Source organism: Myxococcota bacterium (genome assembly GCA_039030075.1).
GTDB lineage: Bacteria > Myxococcota_A > UBA9160 > UBA9160 > SMWR01 > JAHEJV01.
Map to the genome: position 1 here is coordinate 13,598 of JBCCEW010000029.1, position 21,206 is coordinate 34,803.

The window sequence follows — 21,206 nt, forward strand, 5'->3', positions numbered from 1 at the left end:
CCGGGCCGATCGGGTGCGGCCCGCCTCTCAGATATATCGGGATTATCGAACTAAATCTCGGATATTTTCTATTTTTCGAATCCAGAAGGAGACCCGATACTCCGCCGGACCCGAATCGAGAGGCTCGGGATCAGGAGGAGCGGGATGGAGGCTCGAAAGAGCGCAGAGCTGCGGGGCGCGCCGGAGATCTCGGTACCGGGTGTCCTGGTCGGCCGCCTGCTCGAAGTGGTGCTCGGAGTCGCCACCGGCGAAGCGACCTCGCTCGACCGGATCGAGGCACCGCGGTCGGGCGCGAGCTGGCAGGAAGCGCTCGAGAACGCCCTGGATCGGCACCCGCTGCGGGCGCGCCCCACCTTCTTGTCGGCCCTCGAGGCGGCGGGCGCCGCCAGCGCCAGCACCCCACTCGTGACCCACGGACGCAGCGGGGACCGGGGCTGGCTCGCGATCCTGGACCGCGCCCCGGGCCGCGTTCGAGCGGTCAGCGCCAGTGGCGAGGACCGTTGGCTGCGCCTCGAGGCCCTCGCCGAGGCCCTCGGACGCAACGACCCGGAAGAGCCGCACCCGTGGATGCTCGTCGAGCCGGAGCTCCCGGCCCTCGGCGCGGTGAAGCCGGCCTCGAAGGACTCGCGCAGCCTGCCCCCGCTGCGACGCCTCTTCGGACTGCTCAAACCCGATCGCAGCGATCTCTGGACGGTCGTCCTCTATGCCGTGCTGATCGGAGCGCTCACCCTCGCGACGCCAATCGCGGTGCAGCAGCTCGTGAACACGGTGGCCTTCGGGGGCCTGGTGCAGCCCGTCGTCATTCTCGCGCTGCTGCTCTTCGGCGTGTTGTCGTTCGCGGGCCTGCTCTCAGGCCTGCAGGCCTACACCGCCGAGATCATCCAGCGTCGCCTCTTCGTGCGCGTGGTGATGGACCTCGCCGAGCGCCTGCCGCGCGTCGAGATTCGTTCCTTCGACGGACGACACGGCCCCGAGCTCGTCAACCGGATCTTCGACCTGTTCACGGTGCAGAAGCTGGGCGCCCTGCTGCTGCTGGACGGCACCTCGGTGCTGCTGCAGACCGCCGTGGGCCTGCTGATCCTCTCATTCTACCACCCGATCATGCTCGCCTTCAGCATCCTGCTGGTGGGTGCGATTGCCGTCGTGGTGCTCGTCTTCGGCCGCGGCGCCGTGGACACGGCGATCGGCGAGTCGAACGCGAAGTACGCCGTCGTCCATTGGATGGAGGAGCTGGCCGCCCACCCCGTGACCTTCCGGGGGCCGGGCGGCCGCGCACACGCGGTCGGTCGCGCCGACCAGCTGGCAGCGAAGTACGTGCGCGCCCGACGCCGGCACTACCGCATCGTGCTGCGTCAGTTCTCGAGCGCCCTCGTCCTGCAGGTATTGGCGAGCAGCCTGCTGCTCGCGCTCGGCGGCTGGCTCGTCGTCGCCGGTCAGCTCACCCTGGGACAGCTCGTCGCCTCGGAGCTGATCATCACGGCGATCGTCGCCGCCGTCGCCAAGCTGGGCAAGCAGATGGAGAGTCTCTACGACCTGTTGGCCGCGACCGACAAGCTCGGCGTCCTCCTCGACCTGCCCCTCGAGCGCGAGGGCGGTTCGCCGGCAGCGCTCGGAAGTGGTCCTGCTCGCGTCCATCTTCGCGATGTCAGCTACGGCTACGAGGGTCGGTCGGTGCTCTCGAGCGTCTCCGAGGACATCGAAGCCGGCGAGCGCGTCGCGGTCCGCGGCGCGAACGGCTCGGGGAAGAGCACGCTGACCGAGCTGATGGCAGGCCTGCGCGCGCCGGAGAAGGGCTTCGTCGCCGTCGACGAATGCGACATCCGCGACCTCTCCCTCGACGAGCTGCGGGCTCAGGTCGTCCGGGTGGGCGAAGCCGAGATCTTCTCCGGGTCCATCCTCGACAACCTGCGCGTCGCGCGGCCGAGCCTGTCGGTCGCCGAAGCGGGCGAAGTACTCGGGCGCGTCGGATTGCTCGACGCCGTGCGCGCCCTCCCGGACGGGCTCGGAACCCACCTGGCCACCGAGGGCTCGCCCCTCGCCCGCGGCCAGGTCGCGGCCTTGACCCTGGCGCGCGCGCTGGTCGCGAAGCCGCGCCTGCTCTTGCTCGACGAAGCGCTCATCCACATCGAGACCCACACGCGAAAGCAGGTGCTCGACACCCTCTTCGCAGCGGACGCGCCTTGGACGCTGGTGGCCGTCACGGACAGCGCGGACGTGATCGAGCGCTGTTCGCGCGTGGTCGAACTGTCGGATCCGAATGCGAGGGCGGTGGCATGACGAAGGAAACCACGAGACAGCGGGCCGAGATCTCGGCGCTGCAGATGGTCCAGAGCCCGCGGGCACTGCGCATGTTCACCGTCCTGTTGCTGGTGCTCCTCGTCATCAGCCTGTTCGGCCTCGGCCTGGTTCCGTGGCAGCAGAACGTCCCCGGCGTAGGACGGGTGGTGGCCTTCGACCCCTTCGAGCGCATCCAGACCGTGGCCGCGCCCGTCGACGGTCGCGTGCAGCAGGCCTGGGTCATCGAGGGCTCCCGCGTCGAGCAGGGCGACCCGCTCCTCGAGATCGTCGACAACGATCCGTCGATCCTGCGGCGGCTCGAGGAACAGCGCCTCGCACTGGAGTCCCAGGTCGGCGCAGCCCGCGAGAAGGTCCGGCTCTTCCAGTCTCAGGTGGAGGCCCTCAAGTCGGCCCAGGACCTCGCCACCGATGCGGCGCGCAGCCAGGTCCAGGTCGCGCGCGCAGCGGTGCAGTCGGCCCGCCACGGGTTCAGCGCGGCACGCGCCGTGGAGGACCAGACTCGTTTGAACTTCGAGCGCCACCGCGAGCTCGTTCAGGACGGACTGGTCTCGGACCTCGAGTTCGAGATGACCGAGCGCGCCTTCAAGGAGGCCCGCGCCCGCGTGCAGCAGGGCCGGCAGGCGTTGGCGGCGGCCGAGTACGAGGAAGAGGCCGCGGTCGCCGAGCTCGGTCGCATCGAGACCGAGAATCAGGCGCGCATCGAGACGTCGCGCACGAGCGAGCAGTCTTCCGAGCTGGAGACGGCCGCGCTGAAGGAGCGGCTCACCGCCCTCGACGTGCGCATCGCCCAGCAGAACACCCAGCTGCTCCGGGCGCCCCGCGCCGGCACGGTGTACCGGCTCTTCGCCAGCCCGGGGGCCGAGCTGGTCAAGGCAGGCGATCCCGTCCTGCAGCTGATCCCGGACACCGAGAGTCGCGCGGTCGAGCTCTGGCTCGACGGCAACCACGTCCCCCTCGTCTCTGCGGACCGCACGGTGCGGCTGCAGTTCGAGGGCTGGCCCGCCGTCCAGTTCTCGGGTTGGCCGTCGGTAGCGGTGGGCACCTTCGGTGGACGAGTGTCGCTGGTCGACCCAAGCGACGACGGTACGGGGCGCTTCCGCATCCTCGTCGTTCCGGACGCGGAAGACGAGCCCTGGCCCGAGTCGATGTACCTGCGGCAGGGCGTGCGGGCGAAGGGCTTCGTGCTGCTCGACCAGGTGAGCATCGGCTACGAGCTCTGGCGTCAGGCGAACGGCTTCCCGCCGACGGTGGCGATGCGCGGTTCGGGCGGCGGCCCGGTGCCGGTGGTCGAGCAGCCGTGACACGACTTGCGCTCGCATTGTTGTGGCTCCTGGTGTCCGCGAACGCACAGGCGACGCGCACCGAGACGGCCGGCCCCGACGCACCGCGCTCTGCGCTGCAGCTCGAAGACGTGCTCGCCTCGGTCGACGCGCATTTCCCGCTCCTGGCGGCCGCCCGTCTGCAGCGAGACGTGGCCGCCGGATCCCTGCGCGAGGCAAGGGGCGGCTTCGACACGCGACTCATCGCCGAGGGCGAGCTCAATGAGGGCGGCTTCTACCAGAACCGCTCGGGCGACGCGCGCCTCGAACAGAACACCCGGCTCTGGGGCCTGCGCTTCTTCGGCGGCTACCGGGTCGGCCGCGGCGACTTCCCTTCCTATGACGGCGGGCGGCAGACGAACGAACGCGGTGAGATCCGGGGCGGCGTCGAGCTCCCACTGCTCCGCGGCGGCTGGATCGACCCGGAACGGGCGCGCCTGCGCACCGCCGAGATCGGTATGCGCCGCGTCACTCCGGAGATCGAGCTCGAGCGGATCGGTTTCCTGCGTCAGGCCGGCCTGGCCTACTGGGACTGGCTCGCCACTGCCCTCGAGGTCGGTGTCTCGCGGCAGCTCCTGTCGGAAGCGCAAGAGCGACAGCTACAGCTCAGCGGACGAGCTGCGCGCGGCGTCGTGCCCCGGATCGATCTGGTCGACAACGAACGCCTGATCCTGGACCGCGCGATGCGCCTACTCGGCGCCGAGCGCGATGCCGAGCAGGCCGCGATTGCCCTCTCGCTCTTCCTGCGGGATGGGAGCGGTGCGCCTTCCATTCCCGAACCCGAGCGACTCCCCACCGACTTCCCCGCAGAAGAGTCCCCCGACGCCCTCGACGTCGGCGGAGACCTCACGCGCGCCCTCGATCGTCACCCGTTGCTGCTCAGCCTCTCCTTCGAACGCGAGCGCCTCGACGTGGCGCTCTCGCTGGCCCGGAACGACCGGCTGCCCGGCGTCGACCTCGTGGTGGAGGGCTCGAACGACTCGGGCACGGCGGCGCCGGGGATCTCGAGCGAGGGGACCCTGTCTCCCGATCCGCGCGGCGAGGCCGAGGTCAAAGCCAGGCTCCGCTTCACCTTCCCGGTGCAGCAGCGCGAGGCCCGGGGACGGATCGCGGTGGCGCGCGCCGAACTCTCGCGGCTCGAGCGACGCGAACGGTTCGCGCGCGAGCGGATCGAGGCGGAGATTCGGCGCACGATCGCCGCCGTCGAGGCCGCTTTCGCACAGACGGAGACCGCGCGGGAGAACCTCGTGCTCGCCGACCGACTGCGTCTCGCCGAGGAGCGGAAGCTATCCCTGGGCGCGAGCAACCTGATCGACGTGAACATCCGCGAAGTTCAGGCAGCGGACGCGGCCGTCGCGTTGATCCGCGCTCAGGCCGCCTACTTTCGCGCCCGCGTCGACTACCGGGCCGCCGTCGGCGTGGGTGTGTAGCCGTGCAACTGCGCATCTTGTCTCAGGGCGTGGCCCTCGAAAGCGAAACGCGCCGCGCCGTCGAACGTCAGGTCCGGCTCGTCGTGGGTCGGTTCGCGGCGATCGTGGCGCGCGTACAGATCACGATGGGTCCCAGCCGCGACGATCCGGAACACGGCGCGCACCGCTGTCGGATCCGCGTCGATCTCGGACACGGGGAAATCCTGAGCTTCGTCGCAGACGATCCGGATCCGGTCGCTGCAGCCGCGGGCGCCGCCTGGCGCATCCAACGCCGCCTGCGCCAGCGCCCGGACCGCGCGCGACGCCAGCCGACGGACGCTCTGAACACGGAGGATCTGAAGGCGGACGGCTGAACTCGAGACCCCTCGCGCGGGGCGGCTTCAACGCCAGCGGGAGCCGGCGTTCGCGCTAGGACGCGGCGGTGGCGGAGGGCGCGTCGAAGCGCGTGCGGTCGGCCCTTGGCGGGTTCGCGGTCGACGGCTCCAGCGCGCTGAGTGCGCGACTCAGCTCCCGATCACCGATCGCACCCACCAGCGAACGCAGCCCTTCGTCCCGCGCCGCATCGTTCGTGCAGTTCAGGTTGATGTGGCCGAGCTTCCGGAGCGCGCGGGGGGATTTCTCGTAGTCGTAGAACCGCGCCCCCGTTACGGAGTGGACCGCGGTCTCCGGGGCGAGGGCACCGATCAGGTTGACCATCGCGCTCGCGCCGCGAGAGGCGGTACTCCCGACAGGCTGTCCGAGCACGGCCCGCACGTGGTTCTCGAACTGACTGGTCTCCGCGCCGTCGAGAGTCCAATGGCCCGAGTTGTGGACGCGACACGCCATCTCGTTGACGAGCCAGCGCCCACCTACATCGAAGAGTTCGAGGGTGATCACCCCGCGGTAGTCGAGGGTGTCGCCGAGGCGCTCGAACCACGCGTCACCGGTGAGGAGTGGTTGCTCTGCCACGCCGCGCAGGGGGCTCCGCGACAGACGCAGGATGCCGCCGACGTGAACGTTCTCGGTGGGCGCCCAGGTCTGGATCGCGCCCGAGGCGTCGCGAACGGCGATCAGGGAGAGCTCGCGATCGAAGGGCACGAAGGCTTCGAGGATCGCCGGCGTCGTTCCGACCTCGCGAGCGGCTTGCTCTGCATCGGCCCGGTTCTGGATGCGCCACTGACCCTTCCCGTCGTAGCCGTCCTGGCGGGTCTTCAAGATGGCCGGGAAGCCGAGCTCCACCAACGCGGCTTCGAGCTCGTCGGGTCCCGACACGGACCGGAACTCGGCGGTGGCGATTTCGAGATCGCGCAGGAAGCGCTTCTGGACCAGCCGATCCCGGACGACCTCGAGCGCCCGGGGATTCGGGAAGATCGGTACGCGCGACTCGAGCTTTCGGCACACGTCGAGCGGCACGCCTTCGAACTCGTAGGTCACGGCGTCGCAGCCCGAGAGGGCGTCCTCGACGGCGGCCGAGTCGAACGACTCGCGGAGGACCGGCGCGACCGAAGCAGCAGAGCTTTCCTCGTTCGGGTCGATGACCAGGACTTCGACGCCCAGGTTCGAGGCGGCTTCTGCGAGCATCCGCCCGAGCTGTCCTCCTCCGAGGATCCCGAGCTTCACCGCGCGCCCTTCTCGTCTTCGGTCGTCGCCGCGAGGGGCGTACTCAGCACACGCTGGGTCTGGGCGTCCCGGCGACTGCGCAATCGTTCACGGAGCGCGGGGTTTCCGTGCGCCAGCATCTCCGCCGCCAGCAACCCGGCGTTGGCGGCTCCGGCCTCGCCGATCGCGAGCGTCCCGACGGCGACGCCGGCTGGCATCTGTGCGATCGAGAGCAGCGAATCGATGCCGCGAAGGGCGCGGCTCTGAACGGGCACCCCCAGGACGGGCAACACGGTCATCGACGAGAGCATGCCCGGGAGATGGGCCGCTCCCCCGGCCCCGGCGATCAAGACGGCCAGGCCCCGCTCTTCGGCGCGGCGTCCGTAGGCGTAGAGCAGGTCGGGAGTGCGGTGTGCCGAAACGATGCGGGCCTCGAAACCCACCTCGAGCTCGGTCAGCGTTTCCGCAGCGCGCTGCATCGTGGGCCAGTCGGAAACCGACCCCATGACGATGCCCACCTCACCGGGCGCGGGCTCCTCGAGCCAGCCAACGCTTTCGTCTCCCATCCCGAGGCCCTCCCTGGAAAAGGTGCGAGCTCACGGCCCGCTCCGCGCTGCGCCCCATCTCTGCCGGGTCACACGAGTGCGACCCCTCGCATGTCGACCCCCGTGCGTGCACAAGCGGAGGCGTCTCGTCCGGCTGTGCGCAACGGTAGCGAACTCGCTGTCGCGCCCGGAGCGAGTACGCCGCTCGATCGGAGCGGACCGTGGTGGGTTGTGGCGCTTCGCTTGCGCCCGAGACGTCCCTACTCGGTGTCGGGCGGGATCGTCAGGATCGAAGAGCGCACCTGCCGGATGATGGTCTCGGCCGTCTCGCCCAGCAGATCGCCGACGCGATCCTGGCGCCCTCGGGTTCCCATCACGATCAGGTCGACGTCTCGATCGTTGGCGACCCTCGGCAGCACCTCTTCCGCCGGCCCCTCGACCAGCTGGCCCGCGATCCCGCGGTGCGCATCCTGGGCGAGCAAGTCATCGAGGTCCGCCTGGACCCGGCCGCGGGTCGTCTCGACGTAGTCCTTGAGCTCGGCTTCGTCGAGGCTCTCCTGCAAGAGCTCGCCGCCGGCCGCGTGCCACGCCGAGACCACTTCGAGGTTCGCATCGGCCCAGTCGCGAACCCGCTCCGCCCAGCCGAGGATGCGGTCCGCGGAAGCGCGCGGACGCGGCGTACGCGTGGGATCCACCGCGGCCATGATGCTTGCGGGCAATCGTCCGTCGTCGCCGACGATCCAGACAGGACAGGGACAGCGGCGAAAGAGGTGAAGCGCCGTGGAGCCGAAGAAGACGGCGCCTTCGTGGCTCCAGCCGCTCGCGGGCTTGATCACCAGGTCGAAGCCATCCCGCTCGACCAGGTCCAGGACGAGCTCCCAGGCGACCCCCCAACGCACTTCGACGGCCACCTCGAGCTGGGAGGCGCGCATGCGCTCGGCGACCTCTTCCATCCGGCTCGTCTCCGTCGCGAGGAGCAGCTCCCGGACCGTGCAACCCTTCACCTGCGTGTCGAGCGAAGCGTCTCCGCCCACGCTCTCCTCGAGGACGCGGAGCAGGGTCAGGCTCGCGCCCGTGCGCTGAGCGAGTTGACCGGCCAGGGTCAGCGAACGTTCCGCGCGATCTTCGTGCGGGGCCAGCACCAGGATTCGTCTCACGGCGGTTCTCCTCGAGGGAGGAATCGGCGTGCGAGGGACGAGCCTTGAGGGAGGTGTGTCGGTGCGTCGACTCCGGCGCACCGATCTGCCCTGTTGCCGATTCGCGCCCGCGGGGTCGCGGGACGCGGGGGCAGTTTGCCTCGACCGCGACGCGGGCCCCGCTCGGACGCGCGGTTGGCTCGCAGCTGCCGTTCTCCTGCCGGTCGGCGGTTCTCGATATATCGGTTTTGCCGATCATTTCTCACAACATTTTCTATTTTTCGAATCGAGAATCGAGCCCTAGTTTCGAAGTGCGCCCGCAGGTTCGCCTGCCCCAGCCACGCAGCACGGCAGGCGGCGAAAGGCGAGATCATGCGACTTCGAATCCTCATCGCCCTCTTCTCGATCCTGACTCCAGCGGTGGGTCACGCGAATGCGAGCATCCAGGAACCGCAGATCGGGAAGGACCCGCTCGTCCTCCGCGCGATCGAGTCGGACGCGACACCGGCCCCCGCGCGCCAGACACGCAGCTACTCGATTCCGTTCCTCACGGACCAGCTCGGCATCGAATGGAAGCCGGTGCGCGACCTCGATGAGCGCGAGCTCCTGGCCGAGTGCCGGCACGCCCCGGTCACCCACGGGCTGGCGTGCCAATGACACACATCCCGCCACAGGAGAGCCCATGCGATCCACTCTCGTGAACCGACTCGTCCCGGCCGCGCTCTGCGCAGTCGTGCTGGCCCTGCCGACCGCGGGGCTCGGGGTCGACTACCTGCCCGAGCCGGAGCAGGCCGCGTGGGCCGAGCGACTCGCCGAGGCCCACGAGGCGATCGACGAGGCGAATCGGCGCGTGGAGAAGGCGCGCGCTGCGTACACGGAAGCGCGCCACGAGCGCCATCCGCGGGGAGCGGCCCTGAAGGAAATCGAGACCGAGTTCCGGGACGCGCAGCGCGACGCAGCGGAAGCCCAGCGCGAATTCGACGCGCTGCTCGAACGGGCGCGCCCGGCGGGCGTGTTGCCCGAGGTTCTGAGGCCCTACCTCTGAGGGTTCGGGGCGGTCAGGGACGGCGCGCCCCGGCTCAGGCGTGTGGCCTGTCGCGGCCCGCCCGCCGAGGTGGGCGGGCCACGACGAAGACCGGCGATCGCTAGAGCTTCTCGTGTTCGGGGACCGTGTACCCCGCCTTGCCGAGCGCCCCGATGATCGCGTCGAGGTTGGTCACCTCGTCATCGAAGGTGACAGTGAGCGTGTGTGCACTCATGTCGGTGCTCGCCGACTGCACTCCATCGACACCCTGTACGGCCTCACGGGCCGCAGCAGAAGTGCTCCCTCACTTGACGCCAGGCGTCTCCAGTCGATACGACACGTCCCCGGCGAACGCCGGGCCTGCGAAGAGCATCATCGCGAGGATGCTCATCGTGAATCGAGCCAGCATGGTGACCCTCCTCGAGTGGATGTTGTCTCCAAGAGTATCGAACGCTGCAGCGATCGCCTTGAGACCGCAGCCTGCGCTCGAACCGGCGCGCTAGTCGAAGCGCGCGCGCAGCCACGCCTCGACGGCCTCCGCTCCCGCGCGCCAGTCGGGGTCGAGCATCAGATCGTGGGCTCCGGGCACGCAGAGCAGCGTCGCGTCGAGCCGTGCTCGGGGCTCCTCGTGGCTGCGTACCGGAATCGACACATCGTGCTCGGCGGCCACGACCAGCGCTGGGCGCGCGTCCCCCTCCGCTCGCGCGATCGGCCCGCGTCGAAACAGCTCTCGGATCGCGACCGGCGACTCGAGGTCGAGGCGGGCGAGATGCGCTGCTCGCTCGCTCGCATCGAGGTCCGGTGACAGGAAGAACGGCGCCATCGCGCTGCGGAGCCGCCGCGGATCGCCTCTGAGCTGACCCCAGAGGAGCGAAAAAGGGGTGGCCAGCAGCATCTTCGCGACCACACCCAGGTCGGGACGAAGCGGCGAACCGGCAAGCAGCACGAGCCCGGCGATCTCCGGGTGAGCGGCCCAGCAGCGCTCGGCGATGGCGCCCCCCATCGAATGACCCAGCAATACGACGCGCTCGCCGAGTTCGCGACACGTCGCCATCACGTCCTGCGCGTAGTCCGCGAGCGACCAGCGACGAATCCGATCGTGGCCGTCGCTCTTACCGTGACCTCGCAGGCTCAGCGCGTGCGCGGCCCAGCCCCGCTCGGCGAAGAAGCCCAGGTAGTGCTCGTCCCAGCACCAGGCGCCGTGGAACCCCCCGTGCACGAAGAGCAGGGCCGGTCGGCCCGGCCGCGCGTCGCCCGCTCTCGTGAGTAGTTCGAGGTTCACGCCCGCGAATCCTACCCGACGGCGCCCACCGAGGGTTCCGGTCGCGCCGGGACGTGCAAGACTGTCGCCCCACCCCACCCATTCCGAGCCAGGAGGTCCCCCCGTCATGAAGCTGCACGAAGCCGAGTCCCCGAATGCGCGCCGCGTCTGGATCTTCATGGCCGAGAAGGGGATCGACATCCCCCGCGTGACGGTCGACATCCGCGGCGGCGAGAACCTGAAGCCCGACTACCTGAAGATGAACCCGATGGGTCGCGTCCCGGTTCTCGAGCTCGACGACGGCACCTGCATTTCCGAGAGCGTCGCCATCTGTCGCTACCTCGAGGGCCAGCACCCCGACCCGTGCCTGTTCGGGGCACCGGGGGCCGAGGCCGCCCAGGTCGAAATGTGGAACCGCCGCGCCGAGCTCAACTTCGGACTGAACGCAGCCATGGCGTTCCGCAACATCACGGGCTTCTTCAAGGACCGGGAAGAGTGCATGCCCGAGTGGGGGAAGCTGTGCGCGGGCGAAGCGCGCAAGTTCCTCGGCGTCTTCGAGGAGCGCCTCGGCGAGAGCGAGTACGTCGTCGGCGACCAGTTCTCGATCGCCGACATCTCGCTGGGCGTCTTCTACGGCTTCTCGTTCATGATCGAGCAGCTCGCGAAGATCGACCTCGAGCTGAAGCGTCCCAACCTCACGCGCTGGTACGGCACGTTGAGCGAGCGCCCGAGCTTCGGGTAGCCGGCCTCCTTCGAGGGCAATCTCGCGCCCAACCCGAAACGCCTAGCGACTTCTTCGTAGTTGCTCCCGACTCCCAATGAGCGAGTAAAGGGACGGGACGAGAAAGAGCGTAACGGCAGTAGAGAACGTGAGGCCCCAGCCAAGCGCGAGCGACACCGGCGAGACGATGGTGTCGTACCCACCGAGACCGTACGCCGTTGGAAAGACGCCCGCGAGAGTCGACAAGCTCGTGACGACGACCGGGCGAAGTCGCCCAACACATGCTTCGATAAGGATGTCCTTCGAGGCCACCCCCGAGGCCCGATCCTTGGCTCTTCGGACGGCGTCGATCAGTAGAATCGATGAGTTGACCACGACGCCCGAAAGGCCCACGGCTCCAACTAGAGAGAGCATGGACACCGGCATCCCGTGCGCGAAGAACGTCATGATGACCGCGGCGACCGAGAAGGGCACTACCGCGAACACGACGATCGAATCGCGTAGCGACCCCAGCATAAGGGTGATGACGCAGATCGTGAGGCCAATGCTGATGAGGAACGCGACTGCAAGTCCCTGCAAGCCCTCGATGCTCTCTGCGGCCTCGCCTCCAATCTCAATCAATACTCCGTCCGACTCGAGGCCGAGCTCCTCATCGACTGCGGCTGCGATACTGAGCGGCGTGGCCGCGCTTCGCGGGTCGATGCCTCCGGTGACCGTTGTCGAACGCATTCCATCCCTCCGAGTCACGCGAGGAGAGACCCGCCTCTCGATCGGCTCCAAGACGTCACGCAGCGGCACCAAGTCACCGCGTCGATTCCGGATCTCAGCGTCTAGAAGCGCATCGATATCACGCCGGTGAGAGGCTTCGTATAGGACCCGCACGTCCATCGACCCGCTTGCACCGCGTATCTCTGTAGCAATGGTCCCTTCCAGCGCGGCTTGCAGCGTCTCAACGACGAGCTCGACATCGAGTTGTCGCATCGCGAGGCGTTCGTGCGAGGGGTTCAGGTCGAGTTCGGCGACGGCTGCCTCGTCGGTGAGCGCAACGTCCACGCCTCCGGCTTCCTCGGCTACGTGCCGCACCTCCTCCGCAACTCGAATCCGCGACGCGTCGTCGTTGCCGAGCACGTACACTTCAATCGGCTGGAGGATGGGCGGCCCATCGACAACGGCCGCATACTCAACGTCGACTCCGTCAGGGACGACGATGCGATCTCGCACATGCTCAATCCACTCGGTGGCATTGAGGCGCCGCCGATCCAGGTCGAGGAATACCCCGACGAATCCCTGGTGCTGAGTGCCGCCGGTTGTTCTGGCAATCTCCCCAGACTCGATGTGGCCTGCTCGAGCCGTGACAGCGAGCAGGTCGGATCCCATGATGGTTGGCACCTGGTCCTGAATCGACGCCAGTATCGCCTCCGTGCGCGCAAGTGGTGTCCCCGCCGGGGCTCTAACTTTGATGTGGAAGCCCTTGCTTCCCTCCTGTGGGTAGAAGACGAATTGCATCGTCGGTGCGATCACAACTATCACCAAGCACCATCCCAAGATGAAGCTCGCAACGATCGCCAGCGGGCGGTTCAGCGACCGCTCCAAGAGCCCGCGATAGACCTGCTCCATTCGCACCAAGAACGCGCGCTTGCCCAAGCCGTCGGAACGCTCGCGCAGCCCGCCCATATGCGCGGGCAGAATCGTGAACGACTCGAGAAGCGAGAATACCAGCGCGATGCAGACCATTGCCGGTAGCGGCCAGACCATCTGCCCCGAACTTCCGCCGAGCGACAAGAGCGGCACGAACGCGAGGATCGTTGTCACCGCGGCCGTCGCCACGGGGGCAGCGACTTCCGAAGCTCCCATTGCTGCGGCGTCTGCGGCCGAGTAGCCGCTTGCTCTCTTCGACAAGATGCGCTCTGCGACGACGACAGCGTCGTCCACAAGCATCCCAAGCACGATGACGAGTCCCAACGTGGAGACAATGTCGAAACCGAGGCCGGCTCTTGGCATCACCGTGACGACACCGGCTACAACAAGCGGCACCCCGACGCATACCCAGAGCGCTGCCCCGGGGGTGAGGAAGGTGAATACGATGATTCCGACCAGGAAGGTTCCGATGAGAGCGTTCTGCCCCATGATGCCCATCCGTTTTCGGATGTCGTAGCTTCCATCGTTCACGATCGAGATGCGTACCGAGTCCGGTACCGCGAGGTTCGACAACACGCGGTCGATGTCGCATCGAGCTTCGAGCAGGTCCGCGCTGGCTGTCTTCGTAGGGATAACGGACACACCGGATTCACCATTGGTCCCGACCGCGAGGCCAACGTCCTTGCGTGACATCACAACGCGAGCGACGTCGCCAACCCGCACCAGGCCCGAGGATCCTCCGAAGCGAAGCGCAGTATTCTCGACATCCTTGGCACTCTCGAAGCGCCCCAAGATGACTACGTCCCGGCGATCAGTCGCTGACTTGATGCCGCTTCCAGCGCCGGACGCGTTTCTTCGTCGGAGTGCCGCAGTGACATCACCCGAGGTAACGCCAAGCCCCTTGGCAACGTGCGGCTGAAAGAGAACGTGTACCTCTCGGTCAGGCAGGCCGACGACCGCTACGCGACCGATCGTTTCCAGGCGGCGGAGTTCATCTTCGAGGCGCTCAGCAAGCGGAGCGACCTCGCTTCCGGGGCCGGAGAGCGCGATCTCCAGCAGCGGATATTCGGCATCGACGACGCGAGTGATCGTCGGTTCGTCCCGCATCTCCACTGGAAGTCCGGAGATGTTGCCAACCGCCCAGCGGATGTCTCGTTCGATCCGGGCGGAGTCCTCGGCCTCGGTATCCGGGGAGAGCTCGACGTGCGTACTGCTCTGTCCTCTGATCGACACGGAGGAGTAGTGGCGGATTCCGTCGATTTCCTGCAGGGCCTCCTCAATGGGAACCGTTACGCGTCCTTCGACTTCTTGCGCCGACGCTCCGGGAAGAGAAGCAGCAACGATGAACTTGGGCACCTCTCCGGGTGCGAACGCATCCACGCGGACATTCGAGATCGAAGTCAGACCGAGCAGCGCCATCATGATGGTCAACAGGTGCACCACGAAGGGGCGGTCCAACAAGAATCGAACAACCCGTTCCACCACTAGAATTCGGTGCCCAGCGGCGAGACAGGCATTCCGTCCACGAGGGCGAACTGCCCGGACACGACAACGACCTCTCCCTCCTCCATACCGTTCACCACTTCGACGTAACCGGCAGCCTCACGCCCAACTCGGAGACTTCGCTCTCTTGCAACCCACCCGTCCACCGCCCGCTCGACTATGAAGAGGGCGGCCTTGCCGTTGTCCTGAGTCAAGGCGGAGCGAGGGACGCTGAGGACGGCTGAGTTCGACGCCGGTAGCTCGACAACTGCCACGATCCCATCTCGCACTCCATCCACGGCGGCATTGGACCAAAGCTCCAGACCGAAGGTCCCCTCGAGCTCATCGGCCATCGCGCCGAGCTTTTGGATCGCCATGATTTCCTCGATCCCCGGTAGGTCTGGGAATCGAACGACGAGCTGCGTGTGCGAGCGAATCCGGTGTAGATCACGAGCTGATACGCCGGCTACGACTCGAACGCGAGCTAGGTCGACCACGGTTGCCACATGGTCACCGGTCTGGACCGAGTCTCCGGCATCCACGAGCAACTCTTCAACTGTTCCGGCGAACGGCGCGCGGATGAGGGCGTCTTGCGCCAAGCGTTGCGACTCCTTGAGCTGCACCTCCGTCAGGCGTAGACCTGCTGTCGCGATTTCAAGATTGTTCTCGAGCTCCGCTAGCCGCACGTCGCTGATCGCGTCCGCTTGCGCCAAGGGTTGCGCTCGCTCGAGCTCTCGCCTTGCATGAGCATTCGCGGCGCGCGCGCGCTGCCTCTCGGCCAGGGCGCGTTGCACCCTGATCTCCGTGCGACTCGGGTCCAACGCAATAAGCACGGCGTCCGGCAGGACAGGCTCGCCAGGCGCGACTTGACGGTCGACAACGCGACCGGTCAACTCAGACTTGAGCTCCGCGACACGGAATGCACGGGCGCGGCCGGTGATTTGTCGGCTCTCGCCGATCACGCGAACCTGGGCTCGATCCACGGACACCCGCGCCGCGACGACGGGCCTCTTCGCTGCGGGCGATCGGTCCTCCTCCGCAGATTCCGAGGCAGAGCAGGACGCCAAGCCCAGCAACAGGGTCGCCGCCAAGACGGTTTCCGATCTCGGGTGGCCCAGCGGCCTTTTTTGCGACGGGTGACTCACCGTGCTCTCCGATGGCGATGCTCCCCACAACCATCGGCGCCGGACCTTGCTGCCCCTTTTGGGGCGTGTGAAGAAGTGTGTATTTCGTTGGGGAGAGGGTGTCGCAAACGGAAAGACCAGTGATTCCGGTCGACTGCGGCCAGCGTTAAGGGACCGCTTCGCCGCGCCGGCGGGCTCATGCATCCGCGAAACGGACGCTGGGCTAGGCAGAGCGCCTGGCGCTTAGCGTTCTTGATTTCCTCAGAGATCGAACGTACGTTTGAAACGATCGTTCGACCGCTTTGTTGATCCCACGGATCGAATCGCGCGCCCCGCGAGAGCCCTTTGACCTCCGCCCCTCGAGTCGACTCGGACCGGCCTTCCAGCCATGACCGGCCGCCGTCTGCCGCCAAGCTCCGACTGATCGATGCCGCCGAGCGAATCTTCGCGGAGCGAGGCTTCGAGGGTGCCTCGATGCGCGCGATCACCGCGGAAGCGGGCATGTCGGTCTCCGCCGCGAACTATCACTTCGGTTCCAAGGAAGCGCTGCTGGCGGCGACGATCCGCCGCCACGTCGAGCCGATCAACGAGCGGCGCTTGGCGGAGCTGGCGCGGACCGAGGCCGAGTCGGCTCCGGACCCTCCCGACGTCGAGGCGATTCTGCGTGCCTTCCTCTTCCCGTCGTTCGAGGAGCCAAGCGAGCGGGACAGTCACCGAGAAGTCGTAAGCCGTCTTCATTCCGATCCGCCCGAACGCGTTGGCCGGCTCAAGAACGAGCTCTACACAGCAATGCGGGAGCGGTTCTGTGATGCGCTCGCGCGTGCCTTGCCGGGTGCCGACCGGGCCCAGATCGAGGTCGGTTACCAGTTCTGCATCGGCGTCATGGTGCACGTGATCGCTGGCCATCACATGCCGAGCGCTCCAACGAAGGAGCTCGATCCCGAAGAGACGACGCAGGCCATCGCGCGCTACACGAGCGCAGGGCTTCGCGCCCTTGTCGGCGATGGCGGTGGGGGTAACGGCTGATGGACGGGCGGCGGCGCAAGCATATACTTCCCCTGTTGCTCCTCGGGGTTGGCGCGGTTCTGGTCGCGCTGCTTGTTGGCGTCCAGCCCAGTCCGAGTCGTACAGAGCCGGCGCCGATCTCTCCGCTCGTACGCGTTGTCGAGGCTATCCCCGAGACGATATCGCTACGCGTTCACGCACAGGGTACGGTCGTTCCGCGAACCGAAAGCGACCTGGTTCCCGAGGTGGCCGGGCGGGTCGAGTGGGTGTCTCCAGACCTCGTCTCCGGCGGCACCTTCGAGTCTGGCGAGCCGTTGGTTCGCATCGAGCGAGCCGACCATCAGGCAGAGCTCGAGAGTGCGCGCGCCGCGGTTGCCCGCACGCGCAGCGAGGCAAGCCGCGCCGCGAAGGAGCTGCGTCGCCAACGCACCCTCGCCGGTCGATCCGTCACGAGTCAGGCGCGCATTGACGACGCCGAGAACGCAAGCCGAGTTGCCGACGCGCTGGCACTGGAGGCCAAGGCGAAGCTGGCGCGAGCCCAGCGCGATCTCGAGCGCACCGAGCTGCGTGCACCCTACACGGGGCGCGTGCGGGAAGAGAGCGTCGATCCCGGTCAGTTTGTGAATCGCGGCACCGCGATCGCGCGGCTGTACGCGGTCGACTATGCGGAGGTGCGCCTTCCGCTGCCCGACCGCGAGTTGGCCTACCTCGACGAGAGCGTTCTCCATGTCGTCCGTGGAGCCGATGGGCTTCGACCGCGCGCGACCCTCCGGGCGGAGTTTGCGGGTGGCTCGCACGAATGGCGTGGTGAGATCGTCCGTTCGGAGGGCGAGATCGACGCGCGCAGTCGGATGGTGCACATCGTCGCTCGGGTGGAGGACCCCTACGGTCTCGCCGCGGATCCCACGCTCGAGGCGCCGCCGCCGCTTGCAGTTGGGCTCTTCGTTGACGCAGAAATCGAGGGTCGCTCGATCGAGAACGCTTTCGTGTTGCCCCGTGAGGTGCTGCATGTCCACCGTGGCCAGGAAGGTCAGGTCTGGGTGGTCGACGCGGAAGATCGGATCCGAGTGCAAGATGTCGAGGTGCTGCGCACCGAACGAACCGACGTGGTGATCACGGCCGGTCTCGGCCGAGGCGACCGCGTACTGCGGACGCGCTTGCGAGCACCGATCGATGGGATGAGCGTGCGCGTCGCGAGCCCGGACACCGCTCCGAATCGAGAAGCGCTCGCGGAGCGGAAGCAATGACCCGGATCATCGCTTGGTGGGCGCGGAACCCTGTTGCGGCGAACCTGTTGATGTTCCTGATGCTGCTCGGAGGCCTCGCAAGCGTTCCAGCGATCGGCCAGAAATCCTTCCCTGACCTCGACCTCGAGCGCATCACGATCAGCGTGGAGTATCCAGGAGCGGCTCCCGAGGAGGTTGAGGAAGGCGTCTGCATCCGCATTGAGGAAGAGGTCCAGGGGCTCAACGGCGTCAAGAAGATCACATCGACGGCGACAGAGGGCCTCTGCGCCGTGACCGTCGAACTCTCTCGAGGATATCCGGTCGATCGGGCGCTGAGCGACGTGAAGAACGCCGTTGACGGTATCGACGCCTTCCCCGACGAAACCGAGGAGCCGGTCATTCGCTACCTCGAGATCCAGAGGACTGCCGTGCAGATCGCGCTCTCCGGAGCGGCTTCGGAGCGATCGCTGAAGGTGTGGGGTGAGCGTCTACGCGATGGACTTTCTGCGCAGCCAGAGATCTCGCAGGTGGAGTTACAGAATGCCCGCGAGTACGAACTCGCCATCGAAGTCCCGGAGGCCTCGCTGCGCCGCCACGGCCTGAGCTTCGACCAGGTAGTGGCGGCGGTGCAGCGCGGGTCGCTCGATCTACCGGGGGGCGCGATCAAGACGGATTCTGGGGAAGTACTCCTACGCGCAAAAGGCCAGGCCTACACGGCCGAGGATTTCCAAGCGCTCGTGGTCATGACGCGCGCCGACGGAACGCGCCTTCGCCTGGGAGAAATCGCGAACGTGGTGGACGGGTTCGAGGACGAGGACCGCTATGCCCGTTTCGATGGCGAGCCTTCTCTGATGATCCGCGTGGTACGGGTCGGCGACCAGAAGGTCATGGGCGTGGTCGAATCGGCCCAAAGCTTCCTCGGGCGCGAAGGTCCACGCCTACCGGAAGGCCTGAAAATGACGGTCTGGCGCGACGGGGCGAAGGAGCTCCGTGAGCGGCTCGACATCTTGTGGCGCAACGGACGCGCGGGCTTCGTCCTCGTGTTCCTGGTCTTGGCGCTCTTTCTGCAGTTTCGTTTGGCGATCTGGGTTTCGATCGGTGTTCCGGTCGCGATCGCCGGTTCACTCGTCCTCTTGCCGGCATCTGACATCTCCATCGACGTGATCTCGACCTTCGCCTTTATCATGGTGCTCGGCCTGTTGGTCGACGACGCGATCGTCGTTGGTGAGAACGTCCACACCCATCAGGAGAACGAGGAAGATCCGTTGCAGGGCGCTGTAAGTGGCGCCCAGGAAGTGGCGGTCCCTGTGATCTTCGGCGTGTTGACGACGATGGTTGCATTCCTTCCGATGATTGCATCGCCCGGTTTGATGGGTCAGATCTTTGGGACGATCGGTATGGTGGTCATCTTCTGCCTGATCGGCTCCCTGGTCGAATCACAGTGGATTCTACCTGCGCACCTCGGTCACCACGGAGGGCGCGGCCTCTCCGACGCGCGATCTCGTCTCGGAATGCGCTGGAGGGGCATACAGCAGCGATTCTCGGGATGGCTCCGCAGGTTTACTCACGACCACTACGTGCCCGCACTCGATCGCGCGATCGAATGGCGCTACAGCGCAGCGGCGGGTGCGGCGGTTCTCCTGCTTCTCGCCTTTGCGCTTATCGGGACGGGGTGGGTCAAGTTCACTTTCTTCCCGGAGATCGAGTCCGACTACGTAACGGCCAGCGTCGCGATGCCGCAGGGGACTCCCGTCGACCTGACTGCTCGCGCGGTGGACTCGCTCGAGCGCTCGGCGATCGAGCTCAGCGAGCAACTGAACGCCGAATTCGGGGCGGACGAAAGCGATCCGCTGGTTCGGCATGTAATGGTCTCTGTCGGGGTGCAAAGTGCGGACGAGGGATCGCCTCGGGGAGCGAACGCGCCCACCGGCTCGCATCTCGGTGAGGTACAGATCGAGATCCTGAGCGGCGATCGCCGGCCGCTTTCCGCCAAGGAAATCGCGAATCGCTGGCGCGAGCTCACGCCGCCGATCCCCGGCGTCGAGGAGCTGTCCTACGCCGCCGATTACTTCGCGAAGGGCGACGAAATCGATGTCCAGTTGCAGTCGGAAAGCCTGGCGGACCTCCAGTCTGCCGCGACCTTACTCCGCCGCGAGTTGACCTCGTATCCGGGCGTCTACGACATCACCGATTCATTCAGGGCTGGCAAACAGGAGATCAAGCTCAAAATTCTACCCTCCGCCGAGGCGCTCGGTCTGACGCTCGAGGACCTCGCTCGGCAGGTGAGACAGGCGTTCTATGGTCACGAGGCGCAGCGAGTTCAGCGGGGCCGTGACGACATCAAGGTCATGGTGCGATTTCCGAAGGATCAACGTCGCTCGTTGACCGATCTCTCGGAGCTTCGCATCCGAACGCCCGACGGCGCGGAGGTCCCGTTCGACAGCGTGGCGCGCGCCGAGATGGGCTCTGGCTTTGCCAGCATCAAGCGGGCCGATCGCAGTCGCGTGATCAACGTGATGGCCGGTGTGAATGATCGGCTCGCCAACGCCAATGAGGTCCTTGCTTCACTCGAGGCCGAGTTCCTGCCGACGCTGGTCGGTGACTACCCCGGACTCTCGTTCTCCCTCGAGGGCGACGCAGCCGAACAAGGTGAGTCGGTGGCGGCGCTCGGACGCAACTACATCGTCGCCATGTTCGCGATCTACGCGTTGCTTGCCATCCCGCTCCGCTCGTACCTCCAGCCACTCATCATCATGGCGGTGATTCCTTTCGGTGTGGTGGGTGCCCTGCTCGGACATTTGCTAATGGGTGGCCTCGCGGGCGCACTGCCAGAGTGGATGACGGTGACGCGGGCCGTCGTCGGTTTCAGCATGATGTCGATCTTCGGAATCGTCGCCGCATCGGGTGTCGTCGTGAACGCGAGCCTCGTCCTGACTCACTCGATCAATGGGCGACTCGGGGCAGGTTCCGCGCTTCGTGCCGCCGTGCGCGAGGCCGGCGTCACGCGCTTCCGGCCTGTGGTGCTGACGTCGATCACCACGTTCGTGGGTCTCGTACCGATGTTGCTTGAGGGAAGCTCGACCGCACAGTTCTTGATTCCGATGGCGTGCTCGCTTGCCTTCGGAACTCTGTTCTCTTCGGTGATCTCGCTGTTCCTTGTCCCCTGTGCCTACGTGATCGTCGATGACCTCCAAAAGGCCTACGCGACGACATGGGACCGGCTTATGGGAATGGGGCCGCTTGGCCTGGCGGCAGGGGCGGACCCTCCTGAGGACCGGTTGCGCTAAGGAGGGTTCGACACGTTCGCGTGCCTCGTCTTGCATTGATCAAGAAAGAAGAACCCAGGGCCGCGTACGCCGGCCCTGGGTCTCTAGCCAGGTGCTGAGCTCGTCTCACTTGCTAGGCCGCCCACGATGCCC

General features: G+C 66.9%; 16 protein-coding genes and 1 pseudogene. 10 read left to right on the forward strand and 7 right to left on the reverse strand.

The genetic code is table 11. The features are described 5' to 3' along the window. Positions 1 to 144: 144 nt before the first annotated feature. From AAF430_22765 to AAF430_22780, 4 genes are read left to right on the forward strand one after another with little or no spacing between them, the layout of a single operon-like run. Positions 145 to 2,277, forward strand: coding sequence for an ATP-binding cassette domain-containing protein (locus AAF430_22765; protein ID MEM7413073.1), 2,133 nt, complete (start codon positions 145 to 147; stop codon positions 2,275 to 2,277). Continuing rightward, positions 2,274 to 3,599, forward strand: a complete 1,326-nt coding sequence (locus tag AAF430_22770; GenBank protein MEM7413074.1) for an HlyD family efflux transporter periplasmic adaptor subunit — start codon at positions 2,274 to 2,276, stop codon at positions 3,597 to 3,599. Before AAF430_22765 ends, AAF430_22770 begins: the two co-directional genes overlap by 4 nt. Then, entirely contained in the window at positions 3,596 to 5,047 is a 1,452-nt protein-coding gene (locus tag AAF430_22775; protein MEM7413075.1) for a TolC family protein, read from the forward strand. Before AAF430_22770 ends, AAF430_22775 begins: the two co-directional genes overlap by 4 nt. Positions 5,048 to 5,049: 2 nt before the next feature. After that, positions 5,050 to 5,400, forward strand: a complete 351-nt coding sequence (locus AAF430_22780) for an HPF/RaiA family ribosome-associated protein (protein ID MEM7413076.1) — start codon at positions 5,050 to 5,052, stop codon at positions 5,398 to 5,400. 55 nt (positions 5,401 to 5,455) lie between these two features. Here the strand turns inward: AAF430_22780 and AAF430_22785 are convergent, their stop codons facing one another. The 3 genes from AAF430_22785 to AAF430_22795 all read right to left on the reverse strand — a co-directional run bounded on the left by AAF430_22785 (position 5,456) and on the right by AAF430_22795 (position 8,327). Continuing rightward, positions 5,456 to 6,646 (reverse strand): 5-(carboxyamino)imidazole ribonucleotide synthase, encoded by a 1,191-nt coding sequence (locus AAF430_22785; GenBank protein MEM7413077.1) that lies wholly within the window; start codon positions 6,644 to 6,646, stop codon positions 5,456 to 5,458. Continuing rightward, the gene (purE, locus tag AAF430_22790; protein MEM7413078.1) at positions 6,643 to 7,191 is read right to left on the reverse strand and encodes a 5-(carboxyamino)imidazole ribonucleotide mutase; all 549 of its coding nucleotides are present in this window, start codon (positions 7,189 to 7,191) and stop codon (positions 6,643 to 6,645) included. Before purE ends, AAF430_22785 begins: the two co-directional genes overlap by 4 nt. Before the next feature lie 239 nt (positions 7,192 to 7,430). Further along, entirely contained in the window at positions 7,431 to 8,327 is an 897-nt protein-coding gene (locus AAF430_22795) for a universal stress protein (GenBank protein ID MEM7413079.1), read from the reverse strand. Between the two features lie 351 nt (positions 8,328 to 8,678). Between AAF430_22795 and AAF430_22800 the strand changes: the two genes are divergently transcribed. Together AAF430_22800 and AAF430_22805 are read left to right on the forward strand one after the other, a co-directional pair. Then, positions 8,679 to 8,963 carry a hypothetical protein gene (locus AAF430_22800; GenBank protein MEM7413080.1) on the forward strand — a complete coding sequence of 95 codons (285 nt, stop codon included), beginning with the start codon at positions 8,679 to 8,681 and terminating at the stop codon, positions 8,961 to 8,963. A gap of 25 nt (positions 8,964 to 8,988) precedes the next feature. After that, on the forward strand, positions 8,989 to 9,351 hold the full coding sequence (locus AAF430_22805) for a hypothetical protein (GenBank protein ID MEM7413081.1): 363 nt from the start codon (positions 8,989 to 8,991) through the stop codon (positions 9,349 to 9,351). Positions 9,352 to 9,451: 100 nt separating this feature from the next. On the opposite strand, the pseudogene AAF430_22810 reads toward AAF430_22805, so the two are convergent. Both AAF430_22810 and AAF430_22815 read right to left on the reverse strand, forming a co-directional pair. Next, positions 9,452 to 9,610 (reverse strand): annotated as a pseudogene (locus AAF430_22810) (heavy-metal-associated domain-containing protein). Positions 9,611 to 9,829: 219 nt separating this feature from the next. Further along, a complete protein-coding gene (locus AAF430_22815) occupies positions 9,830 to 10,612 on the reverse strand; it encodes an alpha/beta fold hydrolase (GenBank protein MEM7413082.1) in 783 nt (260 codons plus the stop codon). A gap of 106 nt (positions 10,613 to 10,718) precedes the next feature. Here AAF430_22815 and AAF430_22820 point away from each other — a divergent pair, with 106 nt between their 5' ends. Further along, positions 10,719 to 11,333: a glutathione S-transferase family protein gene (locus AAF430_22820; GenBank protein MEM7413083.1), complete on the forward strand. Its 615-nt coding sequence runs from the start codon at positions 10,719 to 10,721 to the stop codon at positions 11,331 to 11,333. Between the two features lie 42 nt (positions 11,334 to 11,375). Here the strand turns inward: AAF430_22820 and AAF430_22825 are convergent, their stop codons facing one another. Together AAF430_22825 and AAF430_22830 are read right to left on the reverse strand one after the other, a co-directional pair. Further along, on the reverse strand, positions 11,376 to 14,435 hold the full coding sequence (locus AAF430_22825) for an efflux RND transporter permease subunit (GenBank protein ID MEM7413084.1): 3,060 nt from the start codon (positions 14,433 to 14,435) through the stop codon (positions 11,376 to 11,378). Next, positions 14,435 to 15,523 (reverse strand): efflux RND transporter periplasmic adaptor subunit, encoded by a 1,089-nt coding sequence (locus AAF430_22830; GenBank protein MEM7413085.1) that lies wholly within the window; start codon positions 15,521 to 15,523, stop codon positions 14,435 to 14,437. The genes AAF430_22825 and AAF430_22830 overlap by 1 nt, the downstream gene beginning before the upstream one ends. Positions 15,524 to 15,901: 378 nt before the next feature. On the opposite strand from AAF430_22830, the gene AAF430_22835 reads away from it, so the two are divergent. The 3 genes from AAF430_22835 to AAF430_22845 are packed head-to-tail and all read left to right on the forward strand — an operon-like array spanning position 15,902 to position 21,074. Next, complete coding sequence (locus AAF430_22835) at positions 15,902 to 16,582, forward strand: TetR/AcrR family transcriptional regulator (protein ID MEM7413086.1); 681 nt, start codon at positions 15,902 to 15,904, stop codon at positions 16,580 to 16,582. Then, positions 16,582 to 17,808, forward strand: a complete 1,227-nt coding sequence (locus tag AAF430_22840; GenBank protein ID MEM7413087.1) for an efflux RND transporter periplasmic adaptor subunit — start codon at positions 16,582 to 16,584, stop codon at positions 17,806 to 17,808. The genes AAF430_22835 and AAF430_22840 overlap by 1 nt, the downstream gene beginning before the upstream one ends. After that, positions 17,805 to 21,074, forward strand: coding sequence for an efflux RND transporter permease subunit (locus AAF430_22845; protein MEM7413088.1), 3,270 nt, complete (start codon positions 17,805 to 17,807; stop codon positions 21,072 to 21,074). Before AAF430_22840 ends, AAF430_22845 begins: the two co-directional genes overlap by 4 nt. The last annotated feature ends 132 nt before the right edge of the window (positions 21,075 to 21,206 follow it).

Coding starts and splice junctions, on each gene's coding strand:
- AAF430_22820 (MEM7413083.1), top strand. CDS start 10,719: ATGAAGCTGCACGAAGCCGAGTCCCCGAATGCGCGCCGCGTCTGGATC.
- AAF430_22770 (MEM7413074.1), top strand. CDS start 2,274: ATGACGAAGGAAACCACGAGACAGCGGGCCGAGATCTCGGCGCTGCAG.
- AAF430_22800 (MEM7413080.1), top strand. CDS start 8,679: ATGCGACTTCGAATCCTCATCGCCCTCTTCTCGATCCTGACTCCAGCG.
- AAF430_22840 (MEM7413087.1), top strand. CDS start 16,582: ATGGACGGGCGGCGGCGCAAGCATATACTTCCCCTGTTGCTCCTCGGG.
- AAF430_22765 (MEM7413073.1), top strand. CDS start 145: ATGGAGGCTCGAAAGAGCGCAGAGCTGCGGGGCGCGCCGGAGATCTCG.
- AAF430_22805 (MEM7413081.1), top strand. CDS start 8,989: ATGCGATCCACTCTCGTGAACCGACTCGTCCCGGCCGCGCTCTGCGCA.
- AAF430_22845 (MEM7413088.1), top strand. CDS start 17,805: ATGACCCGGATCATCGCTTGGTGGGCGCGGAACCCTGTTGCGGCGAAC.
- purE (MEM7413078.1), bottom strand. CDS start 7,191: ATGGGAGACGAAAGCGTTGGCTGGCTCGAGGAGCCCGCGCCCGGTGAG.